Below are 17754 nucleotides of genomic sequence, written 5' to 3'. Positions count from 1 at the left end.
AAAGGACTCAACCCATGGGAAAGCTGGACGGGCGCACCGCACTGGTGACCGGAGCCGGTCGCGGGATAGGCCGGGAGATCGCGTTCAAGCTGGCCGCCGACGGCGCCCGCGTCGTGGTGAACGACCTGGACGACGAGCCGGCTTCGCAGGTGGTCAAGGAGGTGGAAGCCCGCGGCGGGGTGGCGGCCGCGTGTGCCGGCAGTGTCACCGACCCCGCGTTCGCCGAGCGGTTCGTCAGCACGGCGGTCGACACGTTCGGTGGCGTGGACATCATCGTCAACAACGCCGGCTACACCTGGGATTCGGTCATCCAGAAGATGACCGACGAGCAGTGGGAAGCCATCATCGACGTGCACCTGACCGCTCCCTTCCGGATCCTGCGCGCGGCCCAGCCGGTGATCGCGGCGGCGGTCCGCGAAGCCAGGGAAGCCGGCGAGCCCGTCCTCTGCCGCAAGGTCGTCAACATCTCTTCGCTCGCCGGTACGGGCGGTAACGCCGGTCAGGTCAACTATTCCACCGCGAAGGCCGGAATCCTCGGGATGACCAAGACGCTCGCGAAGGAATGGGGCCGGTACAACGTCACCGTCAACGCCGTGGCGTTCGGCTTCATCCGCACGCGGTTGACGGAAGCGCCGGCCGACGGCGACAGCACGATCACCGTGGCCGGCCGGGACATCAAGGTCGGGGTGAACCCGCAGCTGCTCGCGGCGGCCGAACAGATCATCCCGCTGGGCCGCACCGGCACGCCGGCCGAAGCCGCCGGGGCGGTTTCCCTGCTGTGCCTGCCGGAATCGGACTACGTGAGCGGGCAGACCGTCGTCTGCGGCGGCGGCATGACTCTCTGAAAGCGGACACCACCATGCGACGCACCTTGTTCGAAGCCGATCACGACATCTACCGCGAGAGCGTGCGGACGATGCTGGAGAGGGAGGTCGTCCCGTACTACCCGGACTGGGAGCGGGCCGGCATCGTCCCGCGTGACCTGTTCGTGAAGGCCGGTTCTCTCGGCATGTTCGCCGCGCTTCCGGAGAACTACGGTGGGGCCGGCATCAGTGACTTCCGCTTCAACGCGGTGGTCCTCGAAGAGTCGGCGGCGCTCGGCGTTGCCCCCGCCATGGCGGGTCCGTCCTTGCAAGCCGACGTCGTCCTGCCTTACTTCCTGCACCTCACGACCGGAGAGCAACGTGCGAGGTGGCTCCCCGGTATCGCGACCGGGCAGACGATCGCGGCGGTGGCGATGACAGAGCCCGGCACCGGCTCCGACCTGTCCGGAATCCGGGCCACCGCCCGCCGGGAAGGCGACCACTACGTCGTCAACGGGGTCAAGACGTTCATCACCAACGGGATCAACGCCGACCTCGTCGTCACCGCGGTGCGCACCGGAGACCATCCTCACCGGGGACTCAGCCTGCTGGTGGTCGAACGGGGGATGACCGGCTTCACCCGGGGGCGCAACCTGGACAAGCTCGGCCAGCACGCGCAGGACACCGCCGAGCTGTCCTTCGTGGACGTCCGGGTCCCGGTGGCCAACCGGCTCGGCGCCGAGGGCGCCGGCTTCACCGGGCTCACCGGCAACCTGGTCCAGGAGCGGCTTTCCGTGGCGATCGGGGCGGTGGCGCAGGCGCGCGCGGCGTTCACGGTGACCGTCGGCCACGTCCGGGACCGGCACGCTTTCGGCCGCCCGATCGGTGCGTTGCAGAACACCCGGTTCCGGCTGGCCGAGATGGACACCGAACTCGACCTGGCGCAGCACTTCCTCGACCGGTGCGTGGAAGAGCTCAACGCGGGCGAGCTCTCCGCGGTGGACGCGGCCAAGGCCAAGTGGTGGAGCACCGAGCTGCAAGGACGTGTCGTCGACGCGTGCGTGCAACTGCACGGCGGGTACGGGTACATGCTCGAATACCCGATCGCCCGGGCGTATGCCGACGCCCGGGTGTCGAGGATCTACGGAGGGACCACGGAAATCATGAAGGAGATCGTCGGCCGTGCCCTGGAGCTGGCGCCGTGAGCGAGGCAGAGCCGGAGACGACCGGCGGCCCGCTCGCCGGTGTTCGGGTCATCGAGCTGGCCGGTTTGGGCCCCGGCCCGTTCGCGGCCATGATCCTCGCCGAGATGGGCGCCGACGTCATCCGCATCGATCGGCCGTCCGGCGGCTTCCTGGACATGGCGGGCCCCGGCTCCGACCTGCTGGGCCGCGGCAAACGGTCGGTTGTGCTCGACCTCAAACGCCCGGAGTCCGTCCGAACGCTGCTCGACCTCGGCGCGACCGCCGACGTGTTCCTCGAAGGGTTCCGGCCCGGGGTCGCCGAGCGGCTGGGCGTCGGTCCGGAGGATCTGTGGGCCCGCAACCCGCGGCTGGTCTACGGCAGGATGACCGGCTGGGGCCAGAACGGCCCGGCGGCCGCCACCGCGGGCCACGACATCACCTACATCGCGCCCACGGGTGCGCTGCACGCGATCGGCGAGGCCGGCGGACCGCCCCAGATCCCCCTCAACGTCGTCGGCGACATCGGCGGCGGCGCGACGTACCTGGTGATGGGCGTGCTGGCCGCACTGTGGGAAGCGAGGTCCACCGGCCGCGGGCAAGTCGTCGACGCGGCGATCGTCGACGGGACAGCGCACATGCTGGCGATCGTCCACAGCCTGCTCGCCGAGGACCGGTGGACCGACCAGCGCGGGGCCAACCTGATCGACGGCGGCGCGCCGTTCTACTCCGTCTACCGGACGGCGGAGGGCCGGTACATGGCCGTCGGTGCGCTGGAGCCTCCGTTCTTCGCCGCTTTCGTGGGCCTTCTGGGTGTCGAAGCAGACCCGGCGACCCAGTACGACCGCACTCGCTGGGGCGAACTGCGCACGACGATCGCCGACGCCTTCGCCACCCGTACTCAGCAGGAATGGACGGAGGTGTTCGCCGGAAGCGACGCCTGCGTGGCCCCGGTCCTGTCCCTGCGCGAAGCCGCCGGGTACCCGCAGCTCGCCGAACGCTGCACCCTGGTCGAAGTGGACGGTGTCCTGCAGGCGATGCCCGCTCCGAGATTTTCCCGCCACTCCGTGACCGTGCCGGCCGGAGCACCGAAACCCGGACAGCACACCGAAGAAGTGCTTGCCGAGATCGCCAGCGGCGACGAGTTCGATAGGTAGCCTGCACGAGATCGTCCCGTGGACGTCGACTCCGGAGCTATCAAGCCGGGAACCCGGAGAGATTCACTTCGGAGACCCGAGGAAAGGCTCGAGCATGATGGTTCAGCGTGCGCCGGAGGCCCTGGTGGTGGGCTTGCTGACCGATGACGGGTTGCCCGGGCAGCTCGCCGGGAGGATCGCGGACGGCCCGCCCGCCCGCCTGGCCCGCGACCTCGGCGAGGAGACGACCTGGCGCGTCGAGCACGAGACGCAGTCCCTTCCGCTGAACGAGGAGGGTGACATTCCCATGCTGGCCCTGGCGGAGGAGCACCGGCCGGCCCGGCTTCGTACCTGAAGCTGGTGTGGCTCGCGACCTCCGTCGGCATCGTCGCCGGGGCGGTGGGTTCGAGCGTCGAAGACGAGGAACGCGTCCGCCGGGCGACCTACGGCCGGCGTAAGCGGGAGCGGCAGCAGCGCAACCGCGAGCGGGCCGACGAAGCCGACAACGGCGATGACGACTGAGTGGCTCCGAGGGCATCCGGCCACCGAGCTCCCGGTGGCCGGATGCGGGTGCCGGTCAGGGTTTGAGGACGACCTTCTCGCAGTTGTCCTCCTTGTTCTTGAACAGCTCGAAGCCGCGGGCCGCTTCCTCCAGCGGCAGGGTGTGGGTGATGATCCGGGTCGGGTCGAGCTCGCCGCGTTCGATGCGTCGCAGCAGCGGTTCCATGTAGCGCTGCACGTGGCACTGCCCGGTCCGCAGGGTCAGCGACCGGTTCATCCACGCGCCGGCCGGGAACTTGTCCAGCAGGCCGCCGTAGACGCCGATCACCGAAACCACGCCGCCACTGCGGCAGGACATGATCGCCTGGCGCAGCGCGTGCGGGCGATCGGTTTCCGACCGCACGGCCTGCTTGACCCGGTCGTAGGCGGCGATGTGCGCGCTGCCGTGGGTGGCTTCGAGCCCGACGGCGTCGATGCACTTGTCGGGCCCGCGGCCACCGGTCAGCTCCAGCAGCCGGGACCGGACGTCGACCTCTTCGAAGTTCACCGGGATGTGGCCCGCTCGTTCCGCCAGCTCCAGCCGGTACGGCTCCTTGTCGATGGCGATGACCTTGGCTGCGCCCAGGAGCCGGGCGCTGTCCATGGCGAACTGGCCGACCGGGCCGGCGCCCCAGACCGCGACGACGTCGCTGGAGCTGATGTCGCACATTTCGGCGCCCATGTAGCCGGTGGGCAGGATGTCGGAGAGGAACAGCACCTGTTCGTCGGTCAGGTCCGACTCGATCTTGATCGGGCCGACGTCGGCGAACGGCACGCGCGCGTACTGGGCCTGGCCACCCGCGAAACCGCCGGTCAGGTGCGAGTAGCCGAAGATCCCGGCGACCGGGTGACCGAACATCTTCTCGGCGATCCCGGCGTTGGGGTTGGAGTTTTCGCAGCAGGAGTACAGGTTCACGGCGCAGGCGGCGCACGCGCCGCAGGCGATCGGGAAGGGCACGACGACCCGGTCCCCGGCACGCAGCCGGCCCGGATCGACGCCCGGGCCCACCTCGAGCACTTCGCCCATGAACTCGTGTCCCAGGACGTCGCCGTCCTGCATGGTCGGGACGTACCCGTCGACCAGGTGCAGGTCCGAGCCGCAGATCGCGGTGGAGGTGATCCGAACGATCGCGTCGCGGTGGTTGAGGATCTTCGGGTCGGGGACGTCGCGGACCTCGACCTTGTTGCGGCCCGCCCAGGTGTTCGCCCTCATGCGTCCGGTCCCTTCTCGAGCTCGGCGTCCGACAGGGGTTGCGCGGGACGTTGCGGGAATTCCTTGCGGGCCCGTTTGCCCCACGGGGCGCCGTCGGACCGGACGACCTCGCCGGTCTCCAGGACCTGCTTGAGCCGGCGCAGGTCGTCGTCGAGCTGCTGGTGGGGCTCTTCGCCGAAGTATTTGGCGACCGCCTTGCCCACCGCGCCGCCGGGGATCTCGTAGACCAGGACGACGTTCACCTCGGTGCTCTCCCCGTCGGGGGCGGGGGTGAACCAGACGGTGCCGGCGTTGGGCACGGTCGCTTTCCCGATCGACCGCCACGCGATCCGCTCGCCCGCCGTCTCCTCGATGATTTCCGCGTCCCACTCGACGTCCTTGCCGAACGGGGCACTGGCGGTCCAGTGGCTCGTCCGGTCACCGGTGGTGCGGACCTGCTCGAGGTGCGCCATGAACGCCGGAAGGTTCTCCAGGTCGCGCCAGAACGCGAAAACGTCCGGCGCGGGTTTGCGAATCGTTGTCGCTGCTGTCAGTTCCACGGAATCTCCTTTTTCTGCGCCCCGCGCCGCCCGCGCGGAGCCGGTGTGGTCCGCGCGAGTGGCCTGCACGGCGGTCAGCAGGTCCAGCACGGTGATCCCGGCGACGGCGCCGGTGACCCCGGCGAGCCGTCGCCGGCGGGACCCGCCACGGTGGGCGAGGGCGACGCCGAGCGCGGTCAGGTCCATCGCGTCACCCGCCACCCGGGTCCACGCCCAGATACCCTTCCGCCGGCCCGCCAGGAGCCCGGCCGCGTGGACCAGCTCCCGCACGCCGACCGCCGGCACCACCGCCCGCGACGTCGCCGAGTCGTCGACGCCGCTGATCCGCCGCACGGTGTGCGGGGCGGCCAGCTGTGCCAAGCCCAAGCCCAAGCTCAACCAGCCCAGCCGCCGGCCTTGCCGCCGCACCTCCTCCTGTTTGGTTCGTTCTGCTGCCGGGCTCACCGAGCACGTCATGGTCAGCCTCCGTATCCGATTGCGCCCTGTCGGCCGACCCGGCGTGCCGAAGCCCGGGAGGCGCCCGATCGGGTCGGCTACCCCTCGGCGATCCGGCTAACCCATCGACCCGGAAGACTCCCGGGCCCTGTTCCAGGCATTCCGCTCGGACCAGGGCGAGGAGCTGGTCCTGAAGTACAACGCCTTCGTCGAAATGGTGCCCGCCGGCACCCTGCGAGCGCTGGCTGAGCACGAGATGGCCGAATACCGCCGCCCCTACCTCGAACCGGGCGAGAGCCGGTTGCCGACACTGACGTGGCCACGGCAGATCCCCGCCGAGGGCGAACCTGCCGATGTGGTCCGCGTCGTCGAGGACTACGGGCGGTGGCTGGCGGCGACACGGGGGATCCCCCAACTGTTCATCAACGCCGAACCGGGCGTCATCCTGGGAGACCGCCAGCGCGCGGTCTGCCGCAGCTGGCCGGACCAGACCGAGATCACCGTCCCCGGCCGGCACTTCGTGCCGGAGGACTCCGGCGCCGAAATCGGCGCGGCCATCGCCGCATGGCTGACCGCCCTTCTCTGAGCCAGCAGCCACGACCGCTGCGCTTCGTGCTCGTGGATGCAGCAGGCAGCCAGGAATGCCACCACCGTCTCGACCTCGGGCACGGACTTGGCGCGCCGACCAGGTCACTCTGTCGGCCGAGCAGAACGCCGTGCTGGATGACTGGACGACGGCCAAGTCCGTACTCGGGCATCGGTTAGCCGCGGATGTGGCCGTGGAGCCGCAGACGTGCCTCCGGCTGGGGCTCGGCGAGCAAGCGCTGCGTGCGGGCGGCGATTTACCGGGCGCGTCACCCCGTCGAGGGCGGCCGCTGTTAGAGCCAGGCTTCCCGTGTCCGGACGTCTGCGCGCATAGGCCTCACGTCGTCCACGGTGGCGAACCAGGTCTGGCTCAGCTTTGGGCAGAGCCGACAGCCTCTCGGTCGACGCGGACGGAGCCCGCGAGTCCTGCCCGCGTCGACAGCCCGGAAAAGGTGAGCAAATCGGAATATGGTCACCACCGGGCATTGACGGGGTGACGAGCGGTCCGAAAGCCGACACAGGTGCCCGGATCGACGTGCTGCCCGGGGCGCGGCGCTGGGATGGTGGCCGGTTGGCTGCGGGGGGCGGACGTGACGTCCTGACCGGGCGGGTCAGGAGGTCAGCGCCGCGACCACGTCGTCGAGCAGCTCGGCCAGCTCGGCGGGCCGGGCCAGGAACGGTGAGTGGCTGCCGGGCAGGTGGCGGACGACGTCCGTCAGCTCCTCCTCGATGGCGCGCTTGACGATCGGTTCGGGCATGGCCCGGTCGTCGTCGCAGACGATCAGCGCGGACGGGGTGTCGCGCCAGGCTTCGCGGGTCAGCTGCTCGGTGAACGCCTTCGCGCTCTGGGGCCGCAGGTGCGCGACCGCTTCCGCGGCCAGGTCGGCGGGGACGTCGTGGTAGAGAGCCGCGTGCGGCTCGGCGCCGGGCACGAACTCCGTTTCCGGTGGGAACCAGGGGCCGCCCAGCGGGGAGACCAGGGATTCGCCGGTCTTCAGCACGTGTGCTGCGAGGTAGACGAGCGCGCGGACGTTCGGTGCCGAGGCTTCGGTGGCGGGGATGCCGCCGTAGGAGTGCGCGAGCAGGGTCACCGGGCCGTCGATCGTGGCCAGGTGCGCTTCGATGGCGCGGGCGTCGGCGTGCATCCCGGCGGCCGGGTCGCCGGCGGTGCTCGGCAGGTCCACAGTGGACACGGTCCAGCCGCGGCCGGCCAGCTCGGGCAGCAGCGGTTCCCAGCACCAGGGTCCGTGCCAGGCGCCGGGCACGAGCACCAGGTTCTTCGGTTCGGGCATTTCGTCCTCCTTCAGGCGGTGAACAGGGTCCAGGTTTCGGCGTGTCCGAAACCCATTTCTTCGTAAAGCTGGACGCCCAGCGGGCTGGCGTGCAAGAAGGCCGTTCGCGCACCGAGGGCGTAGGCCTCGCGCAGCACGGCGGCGGTGGCGGCGCGGCCGTGGCCGCGGCGGCGGAACTGCGGTGGCACGCCGATGTTGAACACGCCGACCAGGTCGTCCACGAGGACGCCGAGCGAGGTCGCGACGGGCGTGTCGCCGACTTCGGCGACGTAGGCGCGCATGGTGGGGTGGTCGAGCACGGACGGCCGGGCGAAGGCGGCGAACAGCGGGTCCGGCCCCTCGTACCCGGCGGCCATCGTCGTCCGGTAGAGCTCACTGTCCACACTGGAGATCCGCCGGACCTCGACGTCACCCGCCGGTTCGCGCGTGTCGCGGGTGTCGAGGTCCTTGAGCATGAACGGCAGGTGCATCCGCTGGGTCAAGCCGTGTGCTGCGGCGGTGGCGGTGATCGGGTCGGCCACCCGCTCGCCCCGGACCTGGATGCTCCACGCGACGGCGGTCAGCCGCTCCGACCCGGTGAATTCGGCGATCTCGCCGGGGTCGGGTTCGGCGGCGATGCCGATGACGCCGTTCAGCAGGGGCATCGGGGCGGCGGTGATCAGTTCGGCGGTGCCGGCGGGGCCTTCGCGGTAGTAGCCGCCCGGCTGGGTCCGGGCGAACAGGGCCATGGAGCGGATCCAGGCTCGCGCGGCGCGGTCGGTCCGGTGTTCGGTCATGGCACCGGGTCTCCGTTTCGGGTGCAGGCGATCCGTGAGCGGTCGGACTGAGCGGATGCCGGCTCGTCCCGCGGCTCCGCGCCGGCGTCCGCAGGCCTCGACCGGGGCCGGCGGCCTGAACTCCACCCCCGTCATGATCGGGACTGTTCCACAGCGGCGGATCGGCCGTCGGTGACGTACACGCACTACGTCACCCGATGTACGCGGGCCGGGCCTGCGGGAGATCCAGGGGGAGGGCCCACACGCTGCTGCAGGGCGGCGAAGGCTGGCTGCTGTGAACATCCCGCACCACACGACCGCCGGGACGGCCATGCACGAGGCGTGGAACGCGCCGGCGAACAACACGGACAGTGCGATGAACATCCCTTCGTCACTCGTCGACCTCGGGGAGTTGACGAACCACGAGACCGTCTACATCTCCGGCTTGATCGCGTTTCGTGCTGCCCGCGTTCCGCACTCCAGGTCGGGCACGGACTCCGCGAGCGGCGCGCGGCCGTCGGGCCTCACCGGAGCGCCGCCGGGACCGCGGGAATCGCGGCCAGCGCGGACCCGAGGCGGTGCCCGACCGCGAGCCCGATCTGGTCGCGCAGTTCGGCCAGTTTCTCGACGTCGACGCCGGTCGCGACGCCTTCGCGGTGGAAGAAGTCGACCAGGTCGTCCGTCGCGACGTTGCCGGACGCGCCCGGCGCGAACGGGCAGCCGCCCAGGCCGCCCAGTGCCGCGTCGAAGCGGCGGATGCCGAGCGCGAGGCCCTCCCAGGCGTTGGCCGCCGCGCGGCCGTAGGTGTTGTGCAGGTGCAGGCCGAGCTGGACGTCCGGCGCCGCGTCGCGGACCGCCGACACGACCGTGCGCAACTGACCCGGGCGTGCTGCGCCGATCGTGTCCGCGAGGTGGAGCACGCGTGCGCCCAGCCGGCCGAGCCGTGCGGCGACGTCGGCGGTCCGGTCCGGGGCGGTGTCGCCGTCGAACGGGCAGACGAACGCCGTCGCCACCGAAGCTTCGATGGCGACTCCGGCCGCCGTCAGCACGGAGGCGCACCCGGCCAGCCGGTCGAGCGCCGCGGCCGTCGGGACGCCCGCGTTGGCCACGGAGTGCCCGTCGCTCGCCGACACCACCAGCCGGACCGAGCGCGCGCCCGCATCGATCGCCTGCCGGGCCCCGCGTTCGGTGAACACCAGGGTGTGCAGCGCCGCCGGGACGTCCGGCAGCGCCCGGAGCACCTCGCCGGTGTCGGCCATCTGCGGCACCCGGCGCGCGGAGACGAACGAGCCGACCTCGAGGGAGCGCAGGCCGGCGTCGATCAGGCCGCGGGCGAGCCGGATCTTCTCGTGCGTCGGCACGGTGACGGACTCGTCCTGCAGGCCGTCGCGCAGCACGACCTCGGTGAGGAGGACTTCGGTCATAGTCAGATCACGCCTTTCTCGCGCAGGCGGGCGAGCGCCTCGCCGGTGATGCCGAGCTCGGCGAGCACGGCGTCGGTGTGTTCGCCCAGATCCGGGCCCAGGTGGCGGGTCCGGCCGGGCCGCTCGGTCAGCGCCGGCACGATGCCGGGGAAGGTGACTTCGCCGTCGTGGCCGGGCACGGGGTGCCGTTCGTGCATGCCGCGGGCGGTGAAGTGCGGGTCCTTGGCGATGTCGGCCGCGGTCAGGATCGGTCCACAGGGGACGGACGCGTCCCGCAGCGCCGCCTCGGCGGCTTCCTGGGGGAGCGTCGCCGTCCACGCGCCGATGACGTCGTCGAGCAGTCCGGCGTGCGCGACGCGGCCGGCGTTGTCGGCGAAGCGGGGATCGTCGGCCAGGTCGGCACGGCCGACGGCGCGCATGAGCCGCCGGAAGATCGCGTCGCCGTTGCCGCTGACCACGATGTACTTGCCGTCGGCGCAGCGGTACGTGTTGGACGGCGCCACCCCGGGCAGCGCGGAGCCGGCCGGTTCACGCACGACGCCGAACGCGTCGAAGTCCGGGACCAGCGACTCCATCAGCGAATAGACGGCTTCGTACAGCGCCACGTCGACCACCTCGCCCGGGGCCGCGCCGGGCTCGCGGTCGCGCCGGAGCAGGCCCATCAGCGCGCCGATCACCGCGTAGAGCCCGGCGACGGAGTCGGCGAGGCTGACGCCGACCCGCGTGGGCGGCCGGTCCGGGTAGCCGGTGAGCGCGCGCAGGCCGCCGACCGCCTCGGCGACACCGCCGAAGCCGGGCCGGTCGCGGTAGGGGCCGGTCTGGCCGTAGCCGGAGACGCGGACGACGACCAGCCGCGGGTTGAGCGCGCGCAGCTCGTCCGGGCCGAGGCCCCAGCGTTCCAGGGTGCCGGGCCGGAAGTTCTCGAGGAGCACGTCGCTGCGGGCCGCCAGCGCGCGGACGATCTCCTGGCCTTCCGGACGGCGCAGGTCCACGGTCACCGACCGCTTGTTGCGGCCGAGCGCGCGGAACAGCAGCGAGGTGTCGCCGGCGTGCAGCCGCCAGCGCCGCAGCTCGTCCCCGCTGCCGGGCCGCTCGACCTTGACGACGTCGGCGCCGAAGTCGGCCAGCAGCCGGCCGGCGGTGGGCGCGGCGATGAAGTTCCCCAGTTCGACCACCCGGATGCCCGCCAAGGGTCCGGTTCGCTCATCCATGCCCGACTCCAAACCATTATGTGAGTTGCCAACTCAGAATACGGTTGAGTGTCGCGGAGTCAACAGCGGTGAGCGTGGATAGACTGTGCGGCACACCACGGGCACGAGGCGGGGCGATGGCAGACGAAGAACGCAGCGGCACGACGCCGGTGCTGGTGCTGCGCAAGTTCAAGCAGATCCTCGAGTCGTTCACGATCGACAACCCCGAACTGACGCTGCAGCAGATCACCCGGTCGACCGGCCTGCCGGCCAGCACGTGCCAGCGGCTGGTGCACAACTTGGTGCGCGAGGGCTTCCTCGACCGGTACGACGACACCTACCGCGTCGGGCTCGGCCTGGTCCGCTGGGCGGCGCCCGGCACGTTCGGCCTCGACCTGGTCCGGCTGACCCGGCCGGTGCTGCAGCAGCTGCGCGACGAAACGGGCGAGACGGCGTGCCTGTACGTCCGCGACGGCGCCTACCGCACGGTGATTTCGCTGGCGGAGTCCCGCCATCCGGTGGTGCGGCTGTTCGTCGTGGGCATGGTGATGCCGCTGCACGCGGGCTCGGCCGGCAAGGTGTTCCTGGCCTGGGACAAGCTCGCGATCAAGGACGCCATCGGGCACGGCCTGGCGCGCTTCACCCCGCGCACGGTGGTCGACCTCGACCTGCTGTCCGAGCAGCTCGGGCAGATCCGCGAGGCCGGGTACGCGGTGAGCTTCGAGGAGCGCGACCTCGGCGCGGCGTCGTTGAGCGCGCCGGTGTTCGGGCTGAACGGCGAGGTCAGCGCGGCGATCGGGATCGGCGCGCCGACGCAGCGGTTCACCGCAGCCGACGTGCCGCGGCTGGCGCCGATCGTCGTCGACGCCGGCCGGCGCGCTTCCGAGCGGCTCGGGTACCGGCCCGGCGTGGAGCGCGTCGCCGCGCTCTGATCTCCCCCGCGGCGCCCGATTCGTGCCGAGAACCGCCTTGTTGCCCGTTGACGTGGTCCGGTGCGGTCCTGTCCCTCCTTGACTCCGCGCAGCGGTCGTCACATGATGAGTCGGCCAACCACATCGTGGAGAAGTCAAAGGAGACGACGGATGGCGAACACCCCCGACGCCGCCGTGCCGGACACCGGCGCGATCGCGGGCCGGCTCGACCGGCTGCCCATCACCCGCACGCACCGCCGGGCCACCGTCGCTGTCGGGCTCGGGCTGTTCTTCGACTTCTACGAGGTTTTCCTGACCGGCGTGCTCAGCTCCGTGCTCGTCGAAGAGTTCGAACTGACGAAGGCGGACCTGCCGCCCCTGCTGGCGTCGACGTTCGTCGGCATGTTCTTCGGTGCCCTGCTGCTCGGCCGGCTCGCCGACCGGTTCGGCCGCCGCGGCGCCTTCCTGCTGAACCTCGGGCTGTACTCGCTGTTTTCGCTGCTCGGCGCGTTCAGCGGCAGCGCACTGATGCTGCTGGTGACGCGGTTCTTCGCGGGCATCGGCCTCGGCGCGGAGCCGCCGCTGGCCGACACCTACCTCACCGACCTGCTCCCGGCGCGCAAGCGCGGCCGGTTCATCGCCTGGGCGTACACGCTCGCCTTCTGCGGCTTCCCGGTCGTCGGCTTCCTCGCCCGCGGGCTCACCGAGCACGAGATCTTCGGCATCGCGGGCTGGCGCTGGCTGTTCGTGATCGGCGCGCTGGGCGCCGGCGCGGTGTTCCTGCTCCGGCGCGGACTGCCGGAGTCGCCGCGGTGGCTGGAGTCCGTCGGCCGCACGGAAGAGGCCGAGCACCTGGTGGCCGGCCTCGAAGCCGAGGCGCGCGGCGGCGTCAACGAGAACCTCGCCCCGCCCCGCGGCACCACCCGCAAGCGCGCGGCCGCTCCGGTGCGTGAACTGTTCGGCCGGGGAATGCGCCGCCGCACCTGGATGATGGTCGTCTTCCACATCCTGCAGACCCTCGGCTACTACGGCTTCGGCACGCTGGTGCCGCTGGTGCTGGCGGCCAAGGGCTACGCGGTTTCGCAGTCACTGCTGTTCGCCGCCCTGACCTACCTCGGCTACCCGGTGGGCTCGGCGCTGTCGCTGCCGATCGTGGAACGCGTCGAGCGCAAGTACCTGGTGGTCGGCTCGGTGCTGGCGATGGCGGTGTTCGGCATCGCCTTCGGCTACGCGGGTTCGATGGCGCTGGTCCTCGTCTTCGGTTTCCTCTACACGGCGACCAGCAACCTGTTCTCGAACGCCTTCCACATCTACCAGGCCGAAATCTTCCCGACGGCGCTGCGTTCGACGGCCGCGAGCGGCACCTACTCCCTGTCCCGGCTGGCCAGCGGCGCGATGCCGTTCGTGCTCGTGCCACTGCTGAACTCGCACGGCCCGACGGCGCTGTTCCTGGTCGTGGCGGGCGCGCTGGTGGTGGTCGCGGCGGACATCGCGGTACTCGGCCCGCGCACCACCGGCCGGCGCCTGGAGAGCGTCAACGACGAAGCAGCGCCGCTGCCACGATGATCGCCACCTCGTCGATCCGCAAGACCTGCGGCCGGCTCTGGCCGCCGAGGTAGAAGCAGCCGCAGCTTCACTGAAGCGAAACAACGCTGGCTGGCACACATCGAAGCCGAGGCGCGCCTCCGCCGGCCGATCCTGGCTTTGCCGGGTAACTCGTCGGCAGGAGCGGAGCCGACGCCTGAGCACCGGGCTGCCGGGGCCGGTCCGGGCGGGCTGGTGAGGAGCGCTTCCGGTGTCCGGACGGCGCCTGCGACCGGCTTGCGTACAGCTCCGGCCGGCCCGGTGCACTCGCCTGCGGATCTTGCGGATCCATCTCCGCTCCGATCAGAAGACCACCTTCCGACGAACCCGCGCCGGCGGCCAACCGGCCTGAGCGCCGCTTTAACAGTCGTCTCAGATTCGCTCGATATGAAGTAGGCGTCGTCGGGCGACGCGGGTCTCGGCCTCGCCGACGTGGCCGAACGCGCCGCGCTCTACGGCGGCACGGTCAGCGCCGGCCCCCGCATCGGACGGCGGCCGGACCGTCTAAGCGACCCTGAAAGGCAGCCGTTCATGATCTCTGTGCTCGTGGTGGATCCCCAGCCGCTGCAGCGCTTCGGGTTTCGCATGCTGCTGGAGAGCTCTCCCGACACCGAGATCGTCGGCGAGGCCGCGAACGGCGCCGAGGCCGTTCGGCGGACCGCCGAGCTGCGTCCCGACGTGGTGCTGTTGGGCATCCGCATGCCGGGCGTCGACGGGATCGAGGCCGCCCGGCGCATCGTCGCCGCCGGTGGGCGTTCGCGGATCCTGGTGCTGACGACGTTCGGCATGGACCGGTACGCGCTCGCCGCGCTGCGGGCCGGGGCGAGCGGTTTCCTGCTGGAGGACACCCGCCCGGAGGTGCTGCTCGCCGGCATCCGGGCCGTCGCCGCCGGCGAGGCGGTGGTCGCGCCCGCGCTGACTCGGCGGCTGCTCGACGCGTTCGCCGACCGGCTCGGCGATGATCTCTGCGGGCCCGTGCGGGAGGATCCCCGGCTGGACTCCCTGACCGGCCGCGAACGCGAGATCTTCGTCGCCATCGGCCACGGCCTCACCAACGGCGAGATCGCGCAACGGTTCACGCTGTCGGAGTCCACGGTGAAGTCCCACGTCGGGCGCGTCCTCGCCAAGATCGGCGCACGGGACCGGATCCAGGCCGTCATCCTCGCCTACGACCTGAGACTCACCCTGCCGGTATAGCACTTCCGGTCATGCGGTGACGACCTGCCCGTCGACGACTTGCACTGGCACTTTGGTCAGGGGTTTCGTCGCCGGCCCGGCGGTGACCTGGCCGTTGCCGTCGAAAGTGGAGCCGTGGCACGGGCAGCGGAAGCCGGAGTCTGCGGGCGTGACGGGGCAGCCTTGGTGTGTGCAGGCGGCGAGGAACGCCAGGAAGGTGTCGGTCGAGGGGCGCACCAGGTATGCGGCGGAACCGTCCGGTGTGGTGAAGCTCGTCGACGAACCGACGGTGACGGAAGCCACCGTGGCGATCACTGCCGGGGAGTGCGTTCCCGGTTCTGTTGCCTGGCTTGGTTTCGGTTTGATGGTGGTGCGACGGGAAAGGGCGATGCCGACGCCGCCGACGGCAGCGGCTGTCGCGGTGATCAGGCCGCCCCAGAGCAGAATGCGTCGCTCGGCGTTGTCCGGGGTGGGGTTCGGCGGGCGGCGACGTATCGCGGCGCGCAGGCGGGTCGTCGTGGAGAACAGGCCTGCGTCGCCGGCGATCAGCAGCGGGGTCCAGGCGGCGGCGAAGACGATGTCGGCGCCGAAGTAGTACGGGTCGGTCGTCCAGCTGACGGTGAGGAAGAAGCTCAGCGCGAGGAGAAACCCGCCGAGTGCGGCGATGCGGGTGAACAGCCCGAGCAGGGCACCCAGCCCGACAGCGACCTCACCGAGGGCGATGACCAGGCCGATGACGGTCGGGAGTTCGGCCGCGAACGACACCAGCGGGCCGATCGGGGAGGTGGCCGCGGCGTGCAGCATCTGGGCGTGGACGCCGAGGGGTGAGGTGTCGTCCAGGTAGTGGGTGTCGAGGATTTTGGAGAGGCCTGCGTAGAGGAATGTGCCGCCGAGGAAGACGCGCAGCGGCAGGAGCGCCCAGATCTGGGTGCGTAGCGACGCATCGGCCCGTGGCGCTGTTTCGCCAGGGCGAGGCTCGAGGGACAAGAGAAGCCGCCTTTCAGGTCGCGGAGGAGAATCCCGGTGCGGACGTGTGTGAGCTCGGAGCTGTTTTCGGCTTGGTGACCGCAGTGAGCTCACACACGTCCGGCGCTTCGTCAGGACTTGCGGGGGGAGACCGTCATGATGCCCGCGCACATCTCGTCGCTGGTGCCGTCGCCCCACACCACGTAGCGCGGCGGCAGCTTGCTCAGCTGGGGCAGCCGTTTGCGCAGCCCCGCGTCGTGCGTGCACGTCACCCGCAGCGTGTCTCCCGGACCGATGTCCACTGGCGACGGCAGCTTCACCAGCCGCTGGTTGTCGAAGTCGAACTGCGGCACGTCCAGCACGACCTTGGCGTTCGGCGTGCCCGGATTGAGTTCGACCTTGATGGCCCGCCCGAGCAGGTGCATGTGGCCGAAACCGGCGAACAGCGTCACCGGCGCCTCCACCTTGTGGTCGCACGTCTGGGTGTCGCCTGGCTTCGGCGCGCTTTGGCCGCACTCTTCCACCTGTCGGTCCGCGGTTTCGCCGACCTCCGGCCCGAACCGCTTCGTCACGTCCGCGATCGACGCCGCCCGGTCACAGAGCGGACCCGACTCGCCGGCGGGGCAGGGCAGGTCGGTCGGCGCGTCGAGCGGCAACGTGTCGAGTTCCCTGGTCTGCGGCGTGCCGTCCGTCAGCCGCAGCCGCACCGCCGTGCGGTCCGACCCGCCCGGCTTGCCGTCGGTCGCGAGCAGGTTGTAGTGCATCTGGAGGATGACCAGGCTGCCTGGCTCCAGCTTGAAGCCGGCGTCCTGAGTGAACAGCGTCTCCGTGGCGCCCGGCGCCCAGGTGTCCGCCCACGTCGCCTCCCCCTCTTCCACTTCGGCGCCCTTCACACCGGTCCCGCCGAAACACTGCCAGCCGGGACCGGGGGTCTTCGCGTCCTGCTCGCGCACCGCGGCAGCGCCGCCCGGCGGCACCGTGTACACGATGGCGTGGTGCGCGAGGGCGACGTTCTCCGGCGTGACCTGGGTCCCGGTCAGGAACGCCGTCTTGGTCAGGCCCGGATCGATCACCTGGCACCGGTACTCGTCCGTGCCGCCGCCCTCCGGCGGCGCGGGCGTGTAGGCCTCGGCCATCTTCAGGTCGACGAACCGCTCGCCGGCGCGCAGCGGCTGCGGCGGAGCCGCCGGCTGGCCCGCGTGCGCGCTGTGCGGGCCGTTCGCGGCGGGCGCCGCAGTGTTGTCGGCCTTCGACCCGCAGGCGACGAGGGCGAACGCCGTCGCCAGCGCCATGGTGGCCGCCCCGAACCTCCACAGTGGACTATCAGGTTTCGTCATGGCCTGAACGCTAGACCCGATTCCGTCCCGTTTCGTCGTACTGCGGTCGTCATTCTCGGGAGGAAGGCGGTACGACGGTACTACCGGGCCCGAAATCGCGCCCGTTTTAATGGTCCTTTCAGATTCGCTCGGTACGAAGTCGGCGTCGGACAAGCGATGTAACACGTATGTAGGGGGCCAGTGCCGCATTGACCGCGATGGCGACCGTCTACCTGCTCGTCAAGGGTTTCGGCATCGTGGTCAACGACCAGAACTCGGCGCTGCTGACGATCCTGGTGTTCGGCGTCGGCACGGACTAGGGTCTTCTGGCCGGCCATCCCGCGGTTCGGCACGGCCGCGGCGGAGAAGCCGGGGCCGTGGGGACGGCTGGGCACCGCCATCAGCCGCCGCCGGTGGGTGGCGGCGCCGATGACGATCTTCGCGCGGCCCGCGTACCAGGAGCAGGTGCTCGACATCGTCAAGGGCACTCCCGGCGTGGCCCAGGCCGGACCAGCGGTGGCTGGGCCGACATCTCCGTGTTCCCGACGGACGCGCCGGACACCGTCGTCGAGTACGACACGATCAAGCGGGTGCGCACCGCTGTGCACGCGGTGAGCGGGGCGGAGGCGATCGTCGGCGGGCCGAGTGCGAATGAGGAGCCTGCGCTGCAACGGTGAGCCGCCTTTGGTCCAGCGCCACGCGCCAGGG

18 protein-coding genes are annotated in these 17754 nt (G+C 71.0%); 10 read left to right on the top strand and 8 right to left on the bottom strand.

Features of this window, described 5'->3' with window-relative positions; genetic code table 11:
* Positions 1–14 precede the first annotated feature (14 nt).
* The 5 genes from AB0J55_RS11945 (at position 15) to AB0J55_RS11925 (ending at position 3642) form a co-directional block, all read left to right on the top strand.
* Positions 15–845 (top strand): SDR family oxidoreductase, encoded by an 831-nt coding sequence (locus AB0J55_RS11945; protein WP_364246417.1) that lies wholly within the window; start codon positions 15–17, stop codon positions 843–845.
* A gap of 14 nt (positions 846–859) precedes the next feature.
* Positions 860–2008, top strand: coding sequence for an acyl-CoA dehydrogenase family protein (locus AB0J55_RS11940; RefSeq protein WP_364246414.1), 1149 nt, complete (start codon positions 860–862; stop codon positions 2006–2008).
* The gene (locus AB0J55_RS11935) at positions 2005–3141 is read left to right on the top strand and encodes a CaiB/BaiF CoA-transferase family protein (RefSeq protein WP_364246411.1); all 1137 of its coding nucleotides are present in this window, start codon (positions 2005–2007) and stop codon (positions 3139–3141) included. The genes AB0J55_RS11940 and AB0J55_RS11935 overlap by 4 nt, the downstream gene beginning before the upstream one ends.
* 94 nt (positions 3142–3235) lie before the next feature.
* Entirely contained in the window at positions 3236–3475 is a 240-nt protein-coding gene (locus AB0J55_RS11930) for a hypothetical protein (RefSeq protein WP_364246408.1), read from the top strand.
* Between the two features lie 5 nt (positions 3476–3480).
* Positions 3481–3642 carry a hypothetical protein gene (locus AB0J55_RS11925; RefSeq protein ID WP_364246405.1) on the top strand — a complete coding sequence of 54 codons (162 nt, stop codon included), beginning with the start codon at positions 3481–3483 and terminating at the stop codon, positions 3640–3642.
* Positions 3643–3697: 55 nt separating this feature from the next.
* Here the strand turns inward: AB0J55_RS11925 and AB0J55_RS11920 are convergent, their stop codons facing one another.
* Both AB0J55_RS11920 and AB0J55_RS11915 read right to left on the bottom strand, forming a co-directional pair.
* A complete protein-coding gene (locus AB0J55_RS11920; RefSeq protein ID WP_364246403.1) occupies positions 3698–4873 on the bottom strand; it encodes a zinc-dependent alcohol dehydrogenase in 1176 nt (391 codons plus the stop codon).
* Positions 4870–5778, bottom strand: coding sequence for an SRPBCC family protein (locus tag AB0J55_RS11915; protein ID WP_364246401.1), 909 nt, complete (start codon positions 5776–5778; stop codon positions 4870–4872). The genes AB0J55_RS11920 and AB0J55_RS11915 overlap by 4 nt, the downstream gene beginning before the upstream one ends.
* 283 nt (positions 5779–6061) lie before the next feature.
* On the opposite strand from AB0J55_RS11915, the gene AB0J55_RS11910 reads away from it, so the two are divergent.
* Positions 6062–6433 carry a hypothetical protein gene (locus tag AB0J55_RS11910; RefSeq protein ID WP_364246398.1) on the top strand — a complete coding sequence of 124 codons (372 nt, stop codon included), beginning with the start codon at positions 6062–6064 and terminating at the stop codon, positions 6431–6433.
* 610 nt (positions 6434–7043) lie between these two features.
* Here AB0J55_RS11910 and AB0J55_RS11905 read toward each other — a convergent pair.
* The 4 genes from AB0J55_RS11905 to AB0J55_RS11890 all read right to left on the bottom strand — a co-directional run bounded on the left by AB0J55_RS11905 (position 7044) and on the right by AB0J55_RS11890 (position 11114).
* Positions 7044–7724: an alpha/beta hydrolase gene (locus AB0J55_RS11905; RefSeq protein ID WP_364246395.1), complete on the bottom strand. Its 681-nt coding sequence runs from the start codon at positions 7722–7724 to the stop codon at positions 7044–7046.
* Positions 7725–7735: 11 nt separating this feature from the next.
* Entirely contained in the window at positions 7736–8500 is a 765-nt protein-coding gene (locus tag AB0J55_RS11900; protein WP_364246392.1) for a GNAT family N-acetyltransferase, read from the bottom strand.
* A 503-nt stretch (positions 8501–9003) separates the two neighbouring features.
* Positions 9004–9903 carry a hydroxymethylglutaryl-CoA lyase gene (locus AB0J55_RS11895; protein ID WP_364246390.1) on the bottom strand — a complete coding sequence of 300 codons (900 nt, stop codon included), beginning with the start codon at positions 9901–9903 and terminating at the stop codon, positions 9004–9006.
* Between the two features lie 2 nt (positions 9904–9905).
* Positions 9906–11114 (bottom strand): CaiB/BaiF CoA-transferase family protein, encoded by a 1209-nt coding sequence (locus tag AB0J55_RS11890; RefSeq protein ID WP_364246387.1) that lies wholly within the window; start codon positions 11112–11114, stop codon positions 9906–9908.
* A 116-nt stretch (positions 11115–11230) separates the two neighbouring features.
* On the opposite strand from AB0J55_RS11890, the gene AB0J55_RS11885 reads away from it, so the two are divergent.
* The 3 genes from AB0J55_RS11885 (at position 11231) to AB0J55_RS11875 (ending at position 14785) form a co-directional block, all read left to right on the top strand.
* Positions 11231–12025, top strand: coding sequence for an IclR family transcriptional regulator (locus AB0J55_RS11885; RefSeq protein WP_364246385.1), 795 nt, complete (start codon positions 11231–11233; stop codon positions 12023–12025).
* 150 nt (positions 12026–12175) lie between these two features.
* Positions 12176–13570 (top strand): MFS transporter, encoded by a 1395-nt coding sequence (locus AB0J55_RS11880; RefSeq protein ID WP_364246382.1) that lies wholly within the window; start codon positions 12176–12178, stop codon positions 13568–13570.
* 549 nt (positions 13571–14119) lie between these two features.
* Positions 14120–14785 carry a response regulator transcription factor gene (locus AB0J55_RS11875; protein ID WP_364246379.1) on the top strand — a complete coding sequence of 222 codons (666 nt, stop codon included), beginning with the start codon at positions 14120–14122 and terminating at the stop codon, positions 14783–14785.
* A gap of 9 nt (positions 14786–14794) precedes the next feature.
* Here the strand turns inward: AB0J55_RS11875 and AB0J55_RS11870 are convergent, their stop codons facing one another.
* Together AB0J55_RS11870 and AB0J55_RS11865 are read right to left on the bottom strand one after the other, a co-directional pair.
* On the bottom strand, positions 14795–15751 hold the full coding sequence (locus tag AB0J55_RS11870) for a Rieske 2Fe-2S domain-containing protein (RefSeq protein WP_364246376.1): 957 nt from the start codon (positions 15749–15751) through the stop codon (positions 14795–14797).
* 110 nt (positions 15752–15861) lie between these two features.
* Positions 15862–17067: a hypothetical protein gene (locus AB0J55_RS11865; protein WP_364246373.1), complete on the bottom strand. Its 1206-nt coding sequence runs from the start codon at positions 17065–17067 to the stop codon at positions 15862–15864.
* 515 nt (positions 17068–17582) lie between these two features.
* Between AB0J55_RS11865 and AB0J55_RS11860 the strand changes: the two genes are divergently transcribed.
* Positions 17583–17723 carry a hypothetical protein gene (locus AB0J55_RS11860; RefSeq protein WP_364246370.1) on the top strand — a complete coding sequence of 47 codons (141 nt, stop codon included), beginning with the start codon at positions 17583–17585 and terminating at the stop codon, positions 17721–17723.
* The last annotated feature ends 31 nt before the right edge of the window (positions 17724–17754 follow it).

The organism is Amycolatopsis sp. NPDC049688, from assembly GCF_040674975.1.
In the GTDB taxonomy this organism is placed as follows: Bacteria; Actinomycetota; Actinomycetes; order Mycobacteriales; family Pseudonocardiaceae; genus Amycolatopsis.
Note: the sequence above shows the minus strand (reverse complement) of the source record. Positions and strands in the feature narration are given on the sequence as shown.

Excerpts from the sequence above, each read along its gene's own strand:
- AB0J55_RS11945 (WP_364246417.1), top strand. The coding sequence starts at position 15 with ATGGGAAAGCTGGACGGGCGCACCGCACTGGTGACCGGAGCCGGTCGC.
- AB0J55_RS11940 (WP_364246414.1), top strand. The coding sequence starts at position 860 with ATGCGACGCACCTTGTTCGAAGCCGATCACGACATCTACCGCGAGAGC.
- AB0J55_RS11930 (WP_364246408.1), top strand. The coding sequence starts at position 3,236 with ATGATGGTTCAGCGTGCGCCGGAGGCCCTGGTGGTGGGCTTGCTGACC.
- AB0J55_RS11920 (WP_364246403.1), bottom strand. The coding sequence starts at position 4,873 with ATGAGGGCGAACACCTGGGCGGGCCGCAACAAGGTCGAGGTCCGCGAC.
- AB0J55_RS11910 (WP_364246398.1), top strand. The coding sequence starts at position 6,062 with ATGGTGCCCGCCGGCACCCTGCGAGCGCTGGCTGAGCACGAGATGGCC.
- AB0J55_RS11905 (WP_364246395.1), bottom strand. The coding sequence starts at position 7,724 with ATGCCCGAACCGAAGAACCTGGTGCTCGTGCCCGGCGCCTGGCACGGA.
- AB0J55_RS11900 (WP_364246392.1), bottom strand. The coding sequence starts at position 8,500 with ATGACCGAACACCGGACCGACCGCGCCGCGCGAGCCTGGATCCGCTCC.
- AB0J55_RS11895 (WP_364246390.1), bottom strand. The coding sequence starts at position 9,903 with ATGACCGAAGTCCTCCTCACCGAGGTCGTGCTGCGCGACGGCCTGCAG.
- AB0J55_RS11890 (WP_364246387.1), bottom strand. The coding sequence starts at position 11,114 with ATGGATGAGCGAACCGGACCCTTGGCGGGCATCCGGGTGGTCGAACTG.
- AB0J55_RS11885 (WP_364246385.1), top strand. The coding sequence starts at position 11,231 with ATGGCAGACGAAGAACGCAGCGGCACGACGCCGGTGCTGGTGCTGCGC.
- AB0J55_RS11880 (WP_364246382.1), top strand. The coding sequence starts at position 12,176 with ATGGCGAACACCCCCGACGCCGCCGTGCCGGACACCGGCGCGATCGCG.
- AB0J55_RS11875 (WP_364246379.1), top strand. The coding sequence starts at position 14,120 with ATGATCTCTGTGCTCGTGGTGGATCCCCAGCCGCTGCAGCGCTTCGGG.
- AB0J55_RS11865 (WP_364246373.1), bottom strand. The coding sequence starts at position 17,067 with ATGACGAAACCTGATAGTCCACTGTGGAGGTTCGGGGCGGCCACCATG.